Below are 15,088 nucleotides of genomic sequence, written 5' to 3'. Positions count from 1 at the left end.
CCCGGAAGAACGGATAATCCATGCCGCTGTTCGATCTGCCCCTCGAGGAGCTCCGCCGGTACACATCCGCAGCCACCATGCCGCCGGATTTCCGGGACTTCTGGGACCGCACAATTGCGGAGGCGCGGGCCTTTCCACTGGACGCCGCCTTCGAACCGGTGGAAAACTACCTGGCCGTCGTGGACACCTTTGACGTCACGTTCGCCGGCTACGGCGGCGCCCCGGTGAAGGGCTGGCTGCATCTGCCGGTGACCAGGGAGCCCGGGACCCCACTGCCCGCCGTCGTGCAGTATGCCGGGTATTCCGGCGGCCGGGGCCTGGCCAACCAGGACACGCGGTGGGCGCAGGCGGGCTACGCGCATTTCATCATGGACACCCGTGGCCAGGGCTACGCCGGGGCGGTCGGCGAGACTGCGGACCCGCACCCGTCGGCGGGCGAGGTGGCGTACGCGGGCCTCATGACCCGGGGCGCGGCAAGCCGCGAGGACTACTACTACCGCCGCGTGTACGTCGATGCGTTCCGCGCCGTGGAGGCGGCGCAGTCTTACCCAGACGTGGACGCGTCCCGGATCGTCGTGGCAGGCATGAGCCAGGGCGGGGGCATCACCGTCGCAGTGGCCGGGCTCGTGGCGGGAAGGCTCGACGGCGTCATCGCCGCGCTGGCCGATGTCCCGTTCCTCCAGGACTTCCCGCGCGCCATCGACATCGCACCGCGCGGCCCCTATCCCGAGATCGCGGCCTTCCTCGGCCGGCACCGCGAGCGGTACGAGCCCACGCTGGCCGTGCTGAACTACTTCGACGGCGTCAACCTGGGCAAGTCCGCGACGGCCCCGGCGCTGTTCTCCGTGGCGCAGATGGACGACGTTTGCCCGCCGTCGACCGTCTTTGCCAGCTACAACGCGTACGGGACGGACGCCGGTGGGCCGGTGGCGAAGGACATTGCGGTGTACCGCTTCAACAACCATGAGGGCGGCCAGGAGCACCACTGGATCCGGCAGCTGCAGTACCTGCGCAAGCTGCTGGGCTGACGTAACCCGGGGCCACAAATGTCCGTTCGCGCGTCGGCCGATTTGCGGCCCGCGCCGGGCCGCGGCTATGGTGTGGCTATGACTAACCGTTGGTATGCGTATTTTTCGTTGGCTCTGGAGGGGCCCGCGTCTAACTGACACGCATCCAACTTTCCTTCAGAGCCAACAGGGCAGAGATCATTCTCTGCCCTTCGCCATATCTACGGCGGGTTCTGATCAGGGGCCCGCTCCCACCCGGAACAGGACCCCTAAAATGAGCGCAACAGCCACTGAACCCCAGCAGGCGCCCGCATTGCCGACGTCGAAACGCCAGTCCACGTCGAACCTGAGGGTCAGCGAGATCACCGCCCTGCCCACCCCTCAGGAAATGATCGCCGAACTGCCGCTGGACGCGAAGGCGGCGGACGTCGTCGAACGCGGCCGCGACGAAGTCCGCGCCATCATGGATGGCGTGGACGACCGCCTGCTGGTAATCGTGGGCCCGTGCTCCATCCACGACCCCAAGGCCGGCCTGGAATACGCCCGCCGGCTGGTGAGCCAGGCAGAGAAGCACCAGGAAGACCTGCTTATTGTCCTGCGCGCCTACTTCGAAAAGCCGCGCACTACGGTGGGCTGGAAGGGCCTGATCAACGATCCGCACCTGGACGGCAGCCACGACATCGCCGGGGGCCTGCGCGCTGCCCGCAGCTTCCTGCAGCAGGTCACCGCGCTGGGCCTGCCCACGGCCACCGAGTTCCTCGAACCCATCAGCCCGCAGTACATGGCCGACCTCATCTCCTGGGGCGCCATCGGCGCGCGGACCACGGAAAGTCAGATCCACCGTCAGCTCGCCTCCGGCCTCTCCATGCCCATCGGTTTCAAGAACGGAACCGACGGCGACCTCCAGGTGGCCGTCGACGCGTGCGGTGCTGCCGCCGCATCACAGGCTTTCCTGGGGATCGACGGCGACGGCAGGGCTGCGCTGGTGTCCACCGCCGGCAACCCCGACACGCACGTGATTCTCCGCGGCGGCCGCAAGGGCCCCAACTACTCCGCTGCCGACGTCGAGGGGGCCTCCGCCAGGCTCGCCGCCAAGAACCTCAACCCGCGGCTGATCGTTGACGCCAGCCACGCCAACAGCGGCAAGAGCCACCACCGCCAGGCGGAGGTGGCGCTCGAGATCGGCGCCCAGCTCGAGGGCGCGGGAACGGCCGCCGGGGCGATCGCCGGCGTCATGCTGGAGAGCTTCCTGGTGGGCGGCGCGCAGAACCTCGACGTGGCGGAACACGCCGCCGGACGCTCGGACCTGGTCTACGGTCAGAGCGTGACGGATGCCTGCATGGAGTGGGATGTGACCGCCTCCGTCCTCGAACAGCTGGCCGCATCCTCGCGGAAACGGCGGGCTTTCACAATGGCCACGTGAGCATCTAGAGTAACTAGAACACGGTTGTTCGATGGCTCAGCATCGGCGCACCGCAGATAGGCAGGCGTCGTTGCTGAGAGCAAAGGAATATGGGTATGTCCGCAGAGTCGAACTTCTCGAACGCCAAGTTCTTGACCGTGGCCGAGGTGGCTGAGGTAATGCGTGTCTCCAAAATGACCGTGTACCGCCTTGTCCATTCGGGGGAGATGCCCGCCGTCAGGTTCGGCCGCTCCTACCGTGTCCCGGAGACCGCCGTCGAACAGTACCTCAAGGGTGCTGTCGTGGACGGTCATACGGGCACCGCTTAACGGACCCGACTGACCGCACCGATCCCGAGGTTGCTGCAGCCGCCTTGGGGGCCGCTGCACGCCACGGGAGATGTGCTGGTCAGGGGAGGCTCCAGATAAGCGGTACCCTGTTAAGGAACGTTTTACGTCATTGTAAGAATCTGTCAGTTGTTCAGTCTGTTGCTCAGTCCACGGACCTTCTCCATCAGACAGGTACTGCATCTAGTTTGTAAGGAACTTTCGTGGGTTCAGTTATTAAGAAGCGTCGCAAGCGTATGGCCAAGAAGAAGCACCGCAAGTTGCTTCGTAAGACGCGCCACCAGCGCCGCAATAAGAAGTAGAGTTCGCTCTACGCGTCAATGCCCGCTCCCTTTCGAGGGTGCGGGCATTTTTGCATTAAGACGGCGTCAGGCGCGGGGGCCGCGGAAGCGGGTATAGCCCCGCCAGAGGCCGTAGACCGCTCCTCCTGCTGTGGCTGCCTTTAGGCCCAGGGTTGCGGCTCGGCGGCCTGAACGGAAGTCGTAGACCGGCCAGTTGTGTTTGCGGGCGTGCTTGCGCAGGCGGGCGTCCGGGTTGATCGCCACGGGGTGGCCCACCATCGTCAGCAGCGGGATGTCGTTGTAGGAGTCGCTGTAGGCCCAGCAGCGCTTCAGATCCAGTGCGTGGTTGTCCGCGATGCCCTGGACTGCCACCGCCTTGGCCGCGCCGTGCAGGATGTCCCCGACAAGTCTGCCGGTGTAAAACCCGTCCTTGGTCTCACCCACGGTCCCGAGGGCACCGGTGAGCCCCAGCCGCGTGGAAATCACCGTGGCCACCTCGATCGGCGTCGCGGTGACCAGCCAGACCTTCCGGCCGACGCGCAGGTGCTGCTCGGCCAGGGCCTTCGCGCCTGGCCAGATCCGGGAGGCGATCATCTCGTCGTAGACTTCTTCGCCCAGTGCCTTGATGTCCTCCTCTGTGATGCCGGCGGCGAGACGCAGCGCGGAATCCCGCACCGCGTGGACATCGTTGAGGTTCTCGCCCCGGAGCACGAACTTGAGCTGCTTCCACGCCATGCCCGCCGCCTGCCCGAGCGTGAAGGCGCCGCGCTGGTGCATTTTCCTGGCGACGTGGAAGAGGCTTGCGCCCCGCATGAGGGTGTTGTCGACGTCGAAGAAGGCTGCCTCGCCGTGTTGCTGCTTCGCAACCGGACGGTGGGCCACAGCGACGTACTTCTCCTCGGGCATGCCACTGAGTCTAGTCAATGCCGTACGCCACACCTGACGGCCGCCGCGTCGCCCGCCGCCGGGAACGGCGATACGGTTGAAGCATGGCAAACCCCGACGTCGTTCTCCTCACCAAAGCTGACTGCCACCTGTGCGCCGCGGCGCGCGACGCCGTTGGACGGGTGACTGCCGGGCTGGGGCTTTCGTGGTCGGAGCGGCAGCTGGACGCCGACGACGAGCTGCGAGACCGCTACGCCGAGGAGATCCCGGTGGTGCTGGTGGACGGGATCCAGCGGGACTTCTGGAAGATCGACGAGGCGCGCCTCGAGCGAGTCCTGCGCCGTGCCATGGCAGGGGATTAGCCGATTTCGAACAATGGCATCGGCTTTGTTGGCATAACTGATGGGGATCTAGAGTGGACTCACAACGCGACGCATCGGAGCAGACAGTGACTTCGCTCGATTCACCACCCCAGGCCGTGCCCGGTCCGACCGGCGCCGCCGGGAAGCAGATCCCGCCCGCGGCCGTGGCCCGGCTGACGATCTACCTGCGCGCACTGAACTCCCTGCTGGCCGAAGGCACCGAGCGCGTCTCCTCCGAATCACTGGCTGAGCTTTCCGGAGTCAGCTCGTCGACCCTCCGCAAGGATCTGTCGCACGTGGGCTCCTACGGCACGCGGGGCGTCGGCTACGAGGTTCAGTACCTGAGCCGCCACATCGCCGCCGCGCTCGGGCTGACGCACGACTGGAAAGTTGCGATTGTCGGCGCCGGTAACCTGGGCAAGGCACTGGCGCGCTACGGTGGCTTTGAGTCCAGGGGCTTTGACGTGGTTGCCATCTTCGACGCCGACCAGATGGTCGTGGGCAACGAGGTGGGCTGGCTGCGGGTCAGCGACGTTGCCGATCTGGAGACGGTCCTGGAGCGGACCGGCACCAACATGGTGGTGCTGGCGCTGCCGGCCGCTGTGGCGCAAAGCGTGTGCGACCGGGTGGTGAACGTCGGAGTGCGCAGCATCCTCAGCTTTGCTCCGGTGATGCTTCAGGTGCCGGACGGCGTGACGCTGCGGAAGGTGGACATGGCCACCGAGCTGCAGATTTTGGCCTACCACGCGCAACGGGCGCAGACCCCCGGCCAGTCGGAGTAGCTCCGGCCTCCCAGGAAATCCGCGCCCGTTGGCGTATCGGGACTCTTACTTTTCGTGTCCCCCGCTTCTTGCTCTCGTTGGCTAGCGGCGGCTTGCGTTGGCTAGTAGCTGGCGTTGGCTAGCGGCCGTACGGGCCGCCCGGCTGCGAGTAGGGGTTGGCGAACTGCTGCGGCTTCTGGAAGTACGGCGCCGATCCCGGCAGGTACAGCATCACGATCGCGGCGATTCCGAGCAGGCCCACCAGGGTGTTCAGGCCCGGCGGGAAGATGCTGAAGACGGAAAGCGCAGCAAATACTGTCCCCAGGATGCGGGCCCAGTTCTTGCCCTTCCGGACGTTGAAGGCCACCAGCGCGTACAGGCCGGCGCCGATCAGGGCAAAGACCACCATGGTTCCGATGATGAAGCCCTTGACGTCGTCGAACGCGATGTTCTGGCCGCTGCCGCGCAACTGCTGCTCAAAGGTGTTCCGCATGGCAGGGTCATCCAGGGTGGGGATCGCTACCAGGATGGTCAGGATGGACAAGATGCCCGCCGCGATGATCATCCAGAAGGAATAGTTCACGAGCTTCGGGACGCCGGCTCCGGTCGCGGCCTTGGCCTGTTCCGACGGGTACTGCCCGTAGGGGGACTGGCCGTAGGGCGACTGGCCATAGGGCGACTGGCTGGGCTGGGACTGGTTCTGTCCGTACTGCGGCTGTCCGTACTGTGCCTGGCCGTATTGCGGAGCGCCCTGCCCGGCCTGCCCGTACTGGGGCGGGTTTTGGCCGTACTGGGGTGCCTGCGGCGAACCCTGCCCGTACTGCGGCGCGTTCTGGCCGTATTGGGGGGTGTTCTGCCCGTACTGGGGCGCCTGCGGTGCGTTCTCGCCATACTGCGGGGCGTTCTGCCCGTACTGGGGTGCGTCCTGACCGTAGCGGGGCTGATCGTTGCCTGGCTGGGGACCGTTATCCGGCTCGTTGGAGCCGGGTTCATTAGGATGCGGGACTGGAGGATTGCTCATGAGCGGTCCTTTGCGTAGTGACGTCTGAATCGGCTACCGGTTCAGACGCCTGCCCTCCCCAGCATGGTTCACTTCCCACCGTACCCCTCGGCGGGGGCGCGGTGGATCATTCCGGAGAGGTATTCCAAAAGCGCGCCAACCTGCGGAAACGCTGCCCGGCTAGCAGTTCTCCGCCCGATGATCGGCGGCTCTGCTGGCTGCCCCAATCAGGCCCTACCCCGCCCCGCGGCGAACCAGTTTTGCGAGCTGGGCACCCACATCAGCGCCGTGGCCACCAGACTGACCACGAAGCCCAGCCAGTTCGCGTCCTGGCCCGGGCGGAAACTCGAGCTGGTGATGGCCAGCAGCAGCGAAACCCCGGCCGCTATGGTCAAGGCCAGCCGTGCCCACTCGTTGCGTTCCTTCAGCTTCATGGCCAGCACAATCTCCGCTGCCGCCAGGGCCAGGGCCACGAGGACAAGCAGGAGCACCAGGATGGCCACACCGGGGATGATCGCAAAGAGCACGAGCACACCGAAGATGCCGATCACGCCGCCCAGCAGCCCCAGCAGGCCGCCGATCACCCAGATCCAGTAGGACACCTTGAGTTCTGTGGGAAGACCCGTCACGTCGAAGAGGCCGGAGAAGCCGCCACGCGGCAGAACCTCGCTGAAGTTCCGTGGCCGGCCTGCCGGCATCTCGAAGGCGAACCGGCCCCTGCCGGCGGGCGGCTGCTGACCCGGAAATGGCTGTCCCGCCGTCGGCTGGGCCGGGAACGGCTCGGCCGGTTCCTGACCCGGGAACTGCTGTCCCGGCGTCGGACGGTCGTTGCCGGACCGCGGCACGGCGCCGGGATCACGGGGCTCCGGTTCATCGCTGGGGGTGCTCATGGCTTTCACTTTAAGCCCCGGATTTTGCCAATTCCAGAAGGCTGGAACGCCGAACGCCCCGTCTGCGGAAAGTCCGCGGACGGGGCGTTTCGTTGCCAGTAATCGTGGCTGCGGGACGTGCCCGGAAACTACGCTGCAGGTGCGATGAAGGCCAGTTCAAGGTTGATCGCAACCTTGTCGCTGACCAGCACGCCGCCGGCTTCCAGCACGGCGTTCCAGGTCAGGCCGAAGTCCTTGCGGCTGATGGTGGTCTCGGCTGAAACGCCGGCGCGGGTGTTGCCGAAGGGATCCACTGCAACGCCGTTGAACTCGGTCTCCAGGGAGATGCGTCGGGTGACACCCTTGATGGTCAGGTCGCCCTGGAGCTCGTAGCTGTCGCCGTTGGCCACCAGGCCGTTGGAGACGAAGGAGATCTCGGGGAACTTCTCGACGTCGAAGAAGTCTTCGCCGCGGACGTGGCCGTCGCGGTTGGCGTCGCCGGACTCGAAGCTGGCGGTTTGGATGGTGGCCTCGACTTTGGTGGCGGTCACGTCGTCGGCGAGGTCCAGAGTGGCGGCGGCATCCTTGAACTGGCCGCGGACTTTGCTGATGCCGGCGTGGCGGACGGTGAAGGCGATTTCGCTGTGGGAGTTGTCGAGGGTCCAGGTACCGCGGGCGAGTTCGGTGGAAAGTGCCATGGTGGTTCTCCTTGTTCAGTGGGTCGATCTGGTGACGGTTGAAACTTTCATTGAAATCTCAACTAACTGCTGCATCCAGTATAAACATGCATTTGCATCTTTTATTCCATCGGTCGGGAACTTTTCGAAAAAATTTTGAGTTCTACTTGATGTAGAAGATTTCGCCATTACCCCTGCCCTTTGAGAAACTGGTAGACATGCCCCAAGCCACTGTCCATTTGCTCCGCCACGGCGAGGTCCACAACCCCGAAGGTGTCCTGTACGGCAGGCTGCCTGAATTCCACCTCTCCGAACTTGGCCGGCAGATGGCGCAGACGCTCGCCGAGCACTTCCGCGAACGTGTATCCCAGGGCGCCAACATCGTGTACCTGGTGGCGTCGCCGCTCACCCGCGCCCAGGAAACAGCGCAACCCACCTCGGAAGCGCTTGGGCTGGACATCCACACCGACAGCCGGATCATCGAGGCGGAAAACTACTTCGAAGGGCTGAAGGTCACCAAGGCCGAGCTGCGCAAGCCCAAGCACTGGCCGCACCTGGTCAACCCCTTCCGGCCCTCCTGGGGCGAGCCCTACAAGCAGCAGGCGGCCCGCGTGACCGAGGCCGTCCAGGAGGCCCGCGCCAAGGCGGTCGAACTCGGTGGTGACGGTGCCGAGGCCATCCTGGTCTGCCACCAGTTACCTATCTGGGCCACCCGGCTCAGTGCCGAGGGCAAGCCGCTGTGGCACGATCCGCGGAAACGCGAATGCACCCTGACCTCCCTCACCTCCCTGGTTTTCGGCGACGACGGCGCCCTGCTGCGCGTGGAGTACAGTGAACCGGCCGCCGCCCTTCTTCCCGGTGCCTCGAGCACCCCCGGAGCCTAGTCATGACTGAAACACCCAAAAGTTCCCGCCGGAGCGTCCTCGCCGCCGGCGGCCTGGCCCTCGCCGCGATCACGCTGGGCCTATCCTCCTGCGCACAGGAGGATGCCTTGGCCAAGCAGGCCAAGGCCGGGGACAATAAGAACTACGTGGCCGGCGACGGCTCGGTGACCGAGTTTGCCGCAGCCGAGCGCAAGTCCGCCATCCAAATCAAGGGCACGCTGTTTGACGGCACCGCCGTGACGTCCAAGGACTTCCTGGGCAAGGTCACCGTCCTGAACTTCTGGTTCGCCGCCTGTGCACCCTGCCGGGTGGAGGCGCCGTCCCTGGAAGCACTCCACAAGGAGTTCAAGAGCAAGGGCGTGCAGTTCTTCGGTGTGAACCTGCGGGATGAGAAGCCCACGGCTGACGCCTTCGACAAGACCTTCGGCCTGACCTACCAGAGCTTCGACGACAAGGACGGCAGCGTGCTGCTGGCCGTTTCCGGCCTGGTGCCCCCGGGTGCCGTTCCCACGACGCTCGTGGTGGACAAGCAGGGCCGGGTGGCGTCACGCGTGCTGGGGGAGATCGAGAAGGGCACGCTCAAAGCTCTCATCCAGTCTGCCGTGGCAGAGTAACCTCCCGTGAACAGTCCCTTCGCCGAAGCTATCCTGAACGGTTCGCTGCTGCTCGCCATTCCCGTGGCGCTGCTGGCCGGACTCGTGTCCTTCCTTTCGCCGTGCGTGCTCCCGCTGGTGCCCGGATACCTGGGCTACGTCACGGGGCTCACCGGCGTGGACCTGCAGAAGCAGAAACGCGGCCGAATGCTGGCGGGCATCGGCCTCTTCGTGCTCGGCTTCTCCGTGATCTTCGTGCTGCTCGGCGGGGCGTTCGGGCAGCTGGGCTCGCTGATCTCCGGCGGGCAGAACGCGTGGATCACGCAGGTTCTGGGCGTCCTGGTGATCCTGATGGGCGTGGTGTTCATGGGCGGATTCTCCTGGTTCCAGCGCGACGCCAAGATCCACGCGAAGCCGCCGGCAGGCCTCTGGGGCGCGCCGCTGCTGGGCATCACGTTCGGCCTCGGCTGGGCACCCTGCATCGGCCCCACCTACTCCGCCGTCCAGCTCCTGAGCCTCTCCGGAGGCTCTTCCGCCGCGAAGGGTGCGCTCCTGGCCTTCGTCTATAGCCTTGGGCTGGGCATCCCGTTCCTGCTGATTGCCCTGGCGGTGCGCCGCGGCGCGGGCGTGATGTCCTTCTTCCGCAAGCACCGGCTGGCCATCCAGCGCACCGGCGGCGGAGTCCTGATTGCCCTGGGCATCCTGATGGCCACGGGTCTGTGGGGAACCTGGGTCACCGAGTTGCAGTACTGGTTCCAAACCGATGTGAAGTTGCCGATCTGATGAGCGAGCGTGTGAAGTCAACCGAGAAATCCCCGGCCGAGGACGTCCCGCAGCCCGGGCCTGCCCAGAAGGACGCGCCCAAGGACGCCGTGAAGGCTGCCAAGGCCGGGGCGTCCGTCCCGTCCCTGGGCATCGTGGGCATGCTCCGCTGGGCGTGGACCCAGCTGACCAGCATGCGCACTGCGCTGTTCCTGCTGTTGCTCCTGGCGGTGGCAGCGGTGCCCGGATCGCTGTTCCCGCAGCGGCCCGCCAACCCTTCGGTGGTCACGCAGTACATCAAGGACCACCCCGACTACGGCAAGCTGCTGGACTCGCTGCAGCTGTACGACGTCTACTCCTCGGCATGGTTCTCGGCCATCTACATTCTGCTGTTCATCTCGCTGATCGGCTGCGTGGTGCCCCGCGCAATCGCCCACTACCGGGCGATGCGTTCGCAGCCGCCGCGCACCCCGAAGCGGCTGTCCCGCCTGCCCGAGTACGGCACCCTGGTGGTGCCCGCGGAAGCCGGCATCCCGGCGTCGGACGCCATTGAGGACGCAGCGGAGCTGCTGAAGAAACGCGGGTACCGTGTTGAGGTTAGGCACGACGACGGCGCGCGGCCGTCTTTGGGGGCCGAGCGCGGCTTCCTGAAGGAAGTGGGCAACCTGGTCTTCCACACCTCGCTGATCGGCGTGCTGGTGTCCGTGGCCGTCGGCGGCCTGTTCGGCTACAGCGGCCAGCGGATCCTGGTGGAGGGCGACACGTTCGTGAACACCCTGGTGGGTTACGACCAGTTCAACCCCGGCACCAACTTCCAGAGCAGCCAGCTACAGCCGTACTCGATCCAGCTGGACAAGTTCCAGGCCACGTTCGACCGCGAGTCCCAGGGCAAGTACGGCCAGCCCATCGACTTCACGGCGGACGTCACCACCAAGGAAAACCCCGGGGCTCCGGCCAAGAAGGAAGTCCTCAAGGTCAACGACCCCGTCAACCTCGGCGGCACCAGCATCTACCTGACGGGAAACGGCTACGCGCCCGTCGTCACGGTCCGCGACGGGAAGGGCAACATCGCCATGCAGGGTCCTGTGGTGGCCAAGCTGCAGGGGCAGAACTACTACTCGTCCGTGGTGATCAAGGTGCCCGACGCTAAGCCCGACCAGTTGGGGTTCGTGGGCTTCTTCCTGCCCACGGCGCTGGTGACCGATAAGGGCATCTCCTTCAGTGGCGATCCTGATCTCATCAACCCGCAGCTGAGCCTGAACTCCTTCTACGGCGACCTTGGCCTGGACAAGGGCTCTCCGCAGAACGTCTTTGAGCTCGACGTGAAGAACCTCAAGGAACTCAACAGCCGGAACCTCAAAGCCGGCGGCATCACGCTCGCACCGGGCAACACGTACACGCTGCCCGAGGGCAAGGGTTCCATCACGTTCGACGGCGTGAAGAAGTACGTCGGCCTGGACATCCACCACAACCCCGGGCAGCTCTCCGCGCTCATCTTCGCGCTGCTTGCCGTGGCCGGACTCATCGTCTCGCTGTACGTGAACCGCCGCCGTGTCTGGGTCCGCACCGGCACCCACGAGGACGGCCGGACCATGGTTGAGTACGGCCTCCTGGCCCGCGGCGAAGACCACCGGCTGGCCGGCGAGGCCGCAACGCTGCGCAGCCTCCTGGCGCGCAAGTGGGACGTGGACGCCGACAACCCCGAAACAGCACCTTCCAATTCCTCACCAGCAGGCTCGCCTGAGCCGAAGAAGGACCAGTAATGTTTCCCATCAACGAGACCATGGGCCAGTACAGCGAGCTCTTCATGCTGCTTGCGGCTGGGACCTACACCGTGGCGTTCATCGCGTTCGCGTGGGACCTCGCAAAGAGCAGCAAGGCCCTGAAGGCGATTGACCTCAAGGCCGCAGCTACGGATAAGTCAGCCGACTCGGCTGCCGGGGCCAAGGTTCCGGTGGCGGCAGGCGCATCCGCCGGGGCATCCGCCAGCGCAGCCATGTCGCGGACCGCGGGCAGCGGCGGGGTCCGCCTGGCCGGACCGGCAGACCGTGCCGAGCGGCCGTCGTCGTACTCCTCCGGCGCGAACGGCGCAGCCGGGCAGACCGCCGACGACAGCATGCGCTACGGCGAACGCCGAGCCCCCGCACGCGTGGCAGTGGCACTGACCGGCCTGGGCGCCGCGATCCACGCTGCCGCCGTGCTGACACGCGCTGTCGGCGCCGGCCGTGTGCCGTGGGGCAACATGTACGAGTTCCTCACCACCGGGGCGTTCCTGGTGGCGGCCGTGTTCCTCGTGGTGCTGGTCCGCCGCGACCTGCGCTTCCTCGGCACGTTCGTGGTGGGCCTGGTGATCATCATGCTGGTGGCCGCCTCGGTGGCGTTCTGGACACCGGTTGGCCACCTGGTGCCGGCGCTGCAGAGCTACTGGCTGCTCATCCACGTCTCCATCGCGGTGCTGTCCTCGGCGCTGTTCACCCTGACGTTTGCCATGTCCGCGCTGCAGCTGGTCCAGTCGCACCGGCAGCGGACCATCGCCGCCGGCGGCGCCGACAAGCTGGGGTTCATGCGCCTCGTGCCGTCCGCGCTGAGCCTCGAGAACCTCTCCTACCGCATCAACGCGATCGCCTTCATCGGCTGGACCTTCACCCTCATGTTCGGCGCCATCTGGGCAGAGAAAGCGTGGGGCCGATTCTGGGGCTGGGACACCAAGGAAGTGTGGACCTTCGTGATCTGGGTGGTGTACGCCGGCTACCTGCACGCCCGCGCCACCCGCGGCTGGACGGGGACCCGCGCGGCCTGGCTGTCGATCGTGGGCTACCTCTGCGTGGTCTTCAACTTCACCATCGTGAACCAGTTCTTCAACGGCCTGCACTCGTACTCGGGGCTGTAGGGGTTCCGCGGCTGCTCGTCGATTTACCAAAAAAGGCCGCTCCGCTTGACAGCTGGGCGGCCTTTTTTGGCCAAACGGTGAAGGCGCGAACCGTCGTCGGGCTTTACGGGTGACGTGCGGTTGGCCGCCGGGAGCGACGGCGGACTAGCGGGCGGGCTTCCAACCTCGGTTTGTCAGCGCCGCGCGGATCCTGGTGACTGCGCTGGGCTCCATGCCTGGTGTGAGGGGGTCCAAGTCCAACTGCGTCAGGACCACTACGAGCCAGCCGAGGCCCCGTGCGTTTTCATCGCGGAAGATGTCGCTTCTTCGCTGCGCTGGAGTGGCGTGGTGGCCGCCGTCGTACTGGATGGCAAGCTTGAACTCTTCGTAGGACATATCCGGGTCCTGGACCCAGGCCCCGGTCTCATCGAACATGGGAACGTTGATGGCTGGCTCAGGCAGCCCCGCGCCGGTCAACAGAAGCCGCAGCTCGGTCTCTTTCGGTGAGTCGGTGCGCGCGCGGATGAGTGCCCTGGCCTTCATGGCCTTGCGATAACCGGCCCGTCCTTGCCTTGCCGCGAGGAAGGAGTCCATTGCCTCCGGCGTGGAAAGGGGACCCTTGCGGCGCAGAAGGAAGTCGCCGGCAATGACAAGGTCCTCCAGCGACAGGATGCCGGCCAGATCGAACCAGGTCCGTAGTGGCGAGGTGCAGGCAACGTAGCGGCCATCGAAGATCTCGTTCTCCGGGAGCGGAAGCCGGTGGCCGCTGACGTTCTTGCGCCGGACGGCCCTGGCGCCGTCCCGGCTGGTCAGATGGATCACGGCGTGATCCTCGAAACGCAAAGCCAGCGGGAAACCCCAGAGCGCAGCGGCGGAGAGATGGCTAACCACGGCTCCGGTCGCGAGTGCAAGCCCCCGTGCGCGAACAAGAAGTGTAATTTCCACGGCCGCCGGCGCGCGTACGCCATGGCAGGGGCTCGCCAAGTCGAGAGCGCGGGCACGCCTGCGGGTCAGGCCGGCAGCAGTGGCCTGGCGGATGGTGAACGGCTGTGCCTGCAGGGCGGGAGGAAGAGGGCGTGGACGCGGCATAGGAGCATTCTGCTGCCCCGGGTGGGCCTGCATTCCGTTGTCCACAATTTAGGCCCGCTGTGGAGGACCAGTGGGCGATGACGGCTTCGCCGTAAGCACCGTCCTGCTCCGCCGATTCGCCAAAAAAGGCCGCTCGGCTTGTTAGGTGGGCGGCCCTTTTGGGTAAATCGCCGACATGAGTGACGGGTGCTACTTGGCCTCGGGGTTGCCTTCGGCGTTGGCCTCGCCTGCGGCGCCTGGCTTACGTGGATCCGGCTCACCTGCGGCCGGGCTGCCCGCCGAAGTACTGCCGCTGCTGGTGCCCGGCGCTGCGCCCGTGCTGCCCGTGCGGTGAGAGCCGCCGTCGGCCTGCTTTTTCCGTGCCGCGTCGTCCCTGAGCTTGCGGAGCCGTTCCGCCTCGGCCTGGCGGCGGCGCTGTTCTAGGTTCCGCAGGAAGTCGGGGTCGTCGTCGGGAGCCGTGGGGTGGTGCTGGTAAACAGGCTGGACCACGGCGGATTCGCGCGGGCGGCCGATCAGGAACCACAGCGCAGCCCCAATGAGCGGCAGGAGGACAACCATGATGATCCAGGTCGCCTTGGAAAACCCGCGGGTGAGACGCCCATCAGTCCGGATAACGTCCACCAGTCCGTAGACGTAGATGGCGAGTATGGCGACTGCGATGGCAACACGAGGCATGCAATCAGTCTAGCCTCCGTGTGCCCCGGCGGAGATTACAGTATGCCCACAGTAATGCGCCAGTAAAAAGCCAAAGGGCGGTCCCGCATGACGCGCCGACGCCGCCGGGCGGCCGGCCCGGGCACCGCGGCGGGGCGCGGCGCGGGATGGCCCCGAGCGGTTCCGCATGACGCCCGCGCGGGGCCGCGCGCCAGGCGGCTGGCCGCGGAGCAGCCGGCCACCGAGCAGTGGAGCAACCGCCTTGACGGTGGCAGTTGAGGACCGGCAGGCTACGTTCAGGCAGGGCGGCTAAACTTGGATAGTGGCTTTTCTGAAATACTCCCTGATCCGGTTCGCGATCTTCCTGCCCCTGTTCGTGCTGTTCGTCTTCCTGCAGCTGGGGTGGTTTCTGGCCGTCGTCTGTGCGGGGCTGATTTCCTTCGCCATCAGCTACCTCTTCTTCCAGAAGCAGCGCGATGCCGCTACGGCGTCACTCCATGCCCGCTTCTCCGGCCGCGCCAAGCCCATCCGCACCGCCGGAGAGATCGATGATGCCCTGGCCGAGGATCACCTCGTTGACACGCACCCGGACATCACCATCCGCAACGACGTCAAGAACCGCGAGCCCCGAAACAAGGACGCCTAG

The 15,088-nt window shown here is 66.0% G+C and carries 18 protein-coding genes; 12 read left to right on the top strand and 6 right to left on the bottom strand.

What is annotated here, in order from left to right; all coding sequences use genetic code 11:
* Positions 1 to 20: 20 nt before the first annotated feature.
* The 4 genes from AC1DFE_RS09385 (at position 21) to AC1DFE_RS09370 (ending at position 3,058) form a co-directional block, all read left to right on the top strand.
* On the top strand, positions 21 to 1,028 hold the full coding sequence (locus tag AC1DFE_RS09385) for an acetylxylan esterase (RefSeq protein ID WP_476905624.1): 1,008 nt from the start codon (positions 21 to 23) through the stop codon (positions 1,026 to 1,028).
* Between the two features lie 253 nt (positions 1,029 to 1,281).
* Complete coding sequence (locus AC1DFE_RS09380; RefSeq protein WP_476905623.1) at positions 1,282 to 2,430, top strand: 3-deoxy-7-phosphoheptulonate synthase; 1,149 nt, start codon at positions 1,282 to 1,284, stop codon at positions 2,428 to 2,430.
* Between the two features lie 95 nt (positions 2,431 to 2,525).
* Positions 2,526 to 2,738 carry a helix-turn-helix domain-containing protein gene (locus AC1DFE_RS09375; protein WP_003797758.1) on the top strand — a complete coding sequence of 71 codons (213 nt, stop codon included), beginning with the start codon at positions 2,526 to 2,528 and terminating at the stop codon, positions 2,736 to 2,738.
* A 221-nt stretch (positions 2,739 to 2,959) separates the two neighbouring features.
* Positions 2,960 to 3,058 (top strand): 30S ribosomal protein bS22, encoded by a 99-nt coding sequence (locus tag AC1DFE_RS09370; RefSeq protein ID WP_003792170.1) that lies wholly within the window; start codon positions 2,960 to 2,962, stop codon positions 3,056 to 3,058.
* A gap of 66 nt (positions 3,059 to 3,124) precedes the next feature.
* Here AC1DFE_RS09370 and AC1DFE_RS09365 read toward each other — a convergent pair whose 3' ends face one another.
* On the bottom strand, positions 3,125 to 3,943 hold the full coding sequence (locus tag AC1DFE_RS09365) for an HAD family hydrolase (RefSeq protein WP_476905703.1): 819 nt from the start codon (positions 3,941 to 3,943) through the stop codon (positions 3,125 to 3,127).
* An 83-nt stretch (positions 3,944 to 4,026) separates the two neighbouring features.
* Between AC1DFE_RS09365 and AC1DFE_RS09360 the strand changes: the two genes are divergently transcribed.
* Together AC1DFE_RS09360 and AC1DFE_RS09355 are read left to right on the top strand one after the other, a co-directional pair.
* Positions 4,027 to 4,284 (top strand): glutaredoxin family protein, encoded by a 258-nt coding sequence (locus AC1DFE_RS09360; protein WP_076800524.1) that lies wholly within the window; start codon positions 4,027 to 4,029, stop codon positions 4,282 to 4,284.
* 86 nt (positions 4,285 to 4,370) lie between these two features.
* Positions 4,371 to 5,066 carry a redox-sensing transcriptional repressor Rex gene (locus AC1DFE_RS09355; RefSeq protein WP_476905622.1) on the top strand — a complete coding sequence of 232 codons (696 nt, stop codon included), beginning with the start codon at positions 4,371 to 4,373 and terminating at the stop codon, positions 5,064 to 5,066.
* 118 nt (positions 5,067 to 5,184) lie between these two features.
* On the opposite strand, the gene AC1DFE_RS09350 is transcribed toward AC1DFE_RS09355, so the two are convergent.
* The 3 genes from AC1DFE_RS09350 to AC1DFE_RS09340 all read right to left on the bottom strand — a co-directional run bounded on the left by AC1DFE_RS09350 (position 5,185) and on the right by AC1DFE_RS09340 (position 7,612).
* The gene (locus AC1DFE_RS09350) at positions 5,185 to 6,066 is read right to left on the bottom strand and encodes a hypothetical protein (RefSeq protein ID WP_476905621.1); all 882 of its coding nucleotides are present in this window, start codon (positions 6,064 to 6,066) and stop codon (positions 5,185 to 5,187) included.
* Between the two features lie 206 nt (positions 6,067 to 6,272).
* On the bottom strand, positions 6,273 to 6,935 hold the full coding sequence (locus AC1DFE_RS09345; protein WP_476905620.1) for a hypothetical protein: 663 nt from the start codon (positions 6,933 to 6,935) through the stop codon (positions 6,273 to 6,275).
* A gap of 128 nt (positions 6,936 to 7,063) precedes the next feature.
* Positions 7,064 to 7,612 (bottom strand): YceI family protein, encoded by a 549-nt coding sequence (locus AC1DFE_RS09340; protein ID WP_476905619.1) that lies wholly within the window; start codon positions 7,610 to 7,612, stop codon positions 7,064 to 7,066.
* A 197-nt stretch (positions 7,613 to 7,809) separates the two neighbouring features.
* On the opposite strand from AC1DFE_RS09340, the gene AC1DFE_RS09335 reads away from it, so the two are divergent.
* From AC1DFE_RS09335 to ccsB, 5 genes are read left to right on the top strand one after another with little or no spacing between them, the layout of a single operon-like run.
* Positions 7,810 to 8,475, top strand: a complete 666-nt coding sequence (locus AC1DFE_RS09335; RefSeq protein ID WP_476905618.1) for a histidine phosphatase family protein — start codon at positions 7,810 to 7,812, stop codon at positions 8,473 to 8,475.
* Positions 8,476 to 8,477: 2 nt separating this feature from the next.
* Positions 8,478 to 9,089 carry a TlpA family protein disulfide reductase gene (locus AC1DFE_RS09330; RefSeq protein ID WP_476905617.1) on the top strand — a complete coding sequence of 204 codons (612 nt, stop codon included), beginning with the start codon at positions 8,478 to 8,480 and terminating at the stop codon, positions 9,087 to 9,089.
* A 6-nt stretch (positions 9,090 to 9,095) separates the two neighbouring features.
* Positions 9,096 to 9,851: a cytochrome c biogenesis CcdA family protein gene (locus AC1DFE_RS09325; RefSeq protein WP_476905616.1), complete on the top strand. Its 756-nt coding sequence runs from the start codon at positions 9,096 to 9,098 to the stop codon at positions 9,849 to 9,851.
* Entirely contained in the window at positions 9,851 to 11,593 is a 1,743-nt protein-coding gene (resB, locus tag AC1DFE_RS09320) for a cytochrome c biogenesis protein ResB (RefSeq protein WP_476905615.1), read from the top strand. Before AC1DFE_RS09325 ends, resB begins: the two co-directional genes overlap by 1 nt.
* Positions 11,593 to 12,720 carry a c-type cytochrome biogenesis protein CcsB gene (gene ccsB, locus AC1DFE_RS09315; RefSeq protein ID WP_476905614.1) on the top strand — a complete coding sequence of 376 codons (1,128 nt, stop codon included), beginning with the start codon at positions 11,593 to 11,595 and terminating at the stop codon, positions 12,718 to 12,720. The genes resB and ccsB overlap by 1 nt, the downstream gene beginning before the upstream one ends.
* Positions 12,721 to 12,864: 144 nt before the next feature.
* Here ccsB and AC1DFE_RS09310 read toward each other — a convergent pair whose 3' ends face one another.
* Together AC1DFE_RS09310 and AC1DFE_RS09305 are read right to left on the bottom strand one after the other, a co-directional pair.
* Positions 12,865 to 13,521, bottom strand: coding sequence for a hypothetical protein (locus AC1DFE_RS09310; RefSeq protein WP_476905613.1), 657 nt, complete (start codon positions 13,519 to 13,521; stop codon positions 12,865 to 12,867).
* Between the two features lie 456 nt (positions 13,522 to 13,977).
* Positions 13,978 to 14,463 (bottom strand): PLD nuclease N-terminal domain-containing protein, encoded by a 486-nt coding sequence (locus tag AC1DFE_RS09305; RefSeq protein WP_476905612.1) that lies wholly within the window; start codon positions 14,461 to 14,463, stop codon positions 13,978 to 13,980.
* Between the two features lie 301 nt (positions 14,464 to 14,764).
* Here AC1DFE_RS09305 and AC1DFE_RS09300 point away from each other — a divergent pair, with 301 nt between their 5' ends.
* A complete protein-coding gene (locus AC1DFE_RS09300) occupies positions 14,765 to 15,088 on the top strand; it encodes a DUF4229 domain-containing protein (RefSeq protein ID WP_476905611.1) in 324 nt (107 codons plus the stop codon).

It is taken from the genome of Arthrobacter sp. 05T423, assembly GCF_056396245.1.
This window is presented reverse-complemented; position numbering and strand designations above follow the sequence as displayed.

Coding starts and splice junctions, on each gene's coding strand:
- AC1DFE_RS09330 (WP_476905617.1), top strand. CDS start 8,478: ATGACTGAAACACCCAAAAGTTCCCGCCGGAGCGTCCTCGCCGCCGGC.
- AC1DFE_RS09385 (WP_476905624.1), top strand. CDS start 21: ATGCCGCTGTTCGATCTGCCCCTCGAGGAGCTCCGCCGGTACACATCC.
- AC1DFE_RS09305 (WP_476905612.1), bottom strand. CDS start 14,463: ATGCCTCGTGTTGCCATCGCAGTCGCCATACTCGCCATCTACGTCTAC.
- AC1DFE_RS09365 (WP_476905703.1), bottom strand. CDS start 3,943: ATGCCCGAGGAGAAGTACGTCGCTGTGGCCCACCGTCCGGTTGCGAAG.
- AC1DFE_RS09360 (WP_076800524.1), top strand. CDS start 4,027: ATGGCAAACCCCGACGTCGTTCTCCTCACCAAAGCTGACTGCCACCTG.
- AC1DFE_RS09380 (WP_476905623.1), top strand. CDS start 1,282: ATGAGCGCAACAGCCACTGAACCCCAGCAGGCGCCCGCATTGCCGACG.
- AC1DFE_RS09375 (WP_003797758.1), top strand. CDS start 2,526: ATGTCCGCAGAGTCGAACTTCTCGAACGCCAAGTTCTTGACCGTGGCC.
- ccsB (WP_476905614.1), top strand. CDS start 11,593: ATGTTTCCCATCAACGAGACCATGGGCCAGTACAGCGAGCTCTTCATG.
- AC1DFE_RS09350 (WP_476905621.1), bottom strand. CDS start 6,066: ATGAGCAATCCTCCAGTCCCGCATCCTAATGAACCCGGCTCCAACGAG.
- AC1DFE_RS09335 (WP_476905618.1), top strand. CDS start 7,810: ATGCCCCAAGCCACTGTCCATTTGCTCCGCCACGGCGAGGTCCACAAC.
- resB (WP_476905615.1), top strand. CDS start 9,851: ATGAGCGAGCGTGTGAAGTCAACCGAGAAATCCCCGGCCGAGGACGTC.
- AC1DFE_RS09345 (WP_476905620.1), bottom strand. CDS start 6,935: ATGAGCACCCCCAGCGATGAACCGGAGCCCCGTGATCCCGGCGCCGTG.
- AC1DFE_RS09340 (WP_476905619.1), bottom strand. CDS start 7,612: ATGGCACTTTCCACCGAACTCGCCCGCGGTACCTGGACCCTCGACAAC.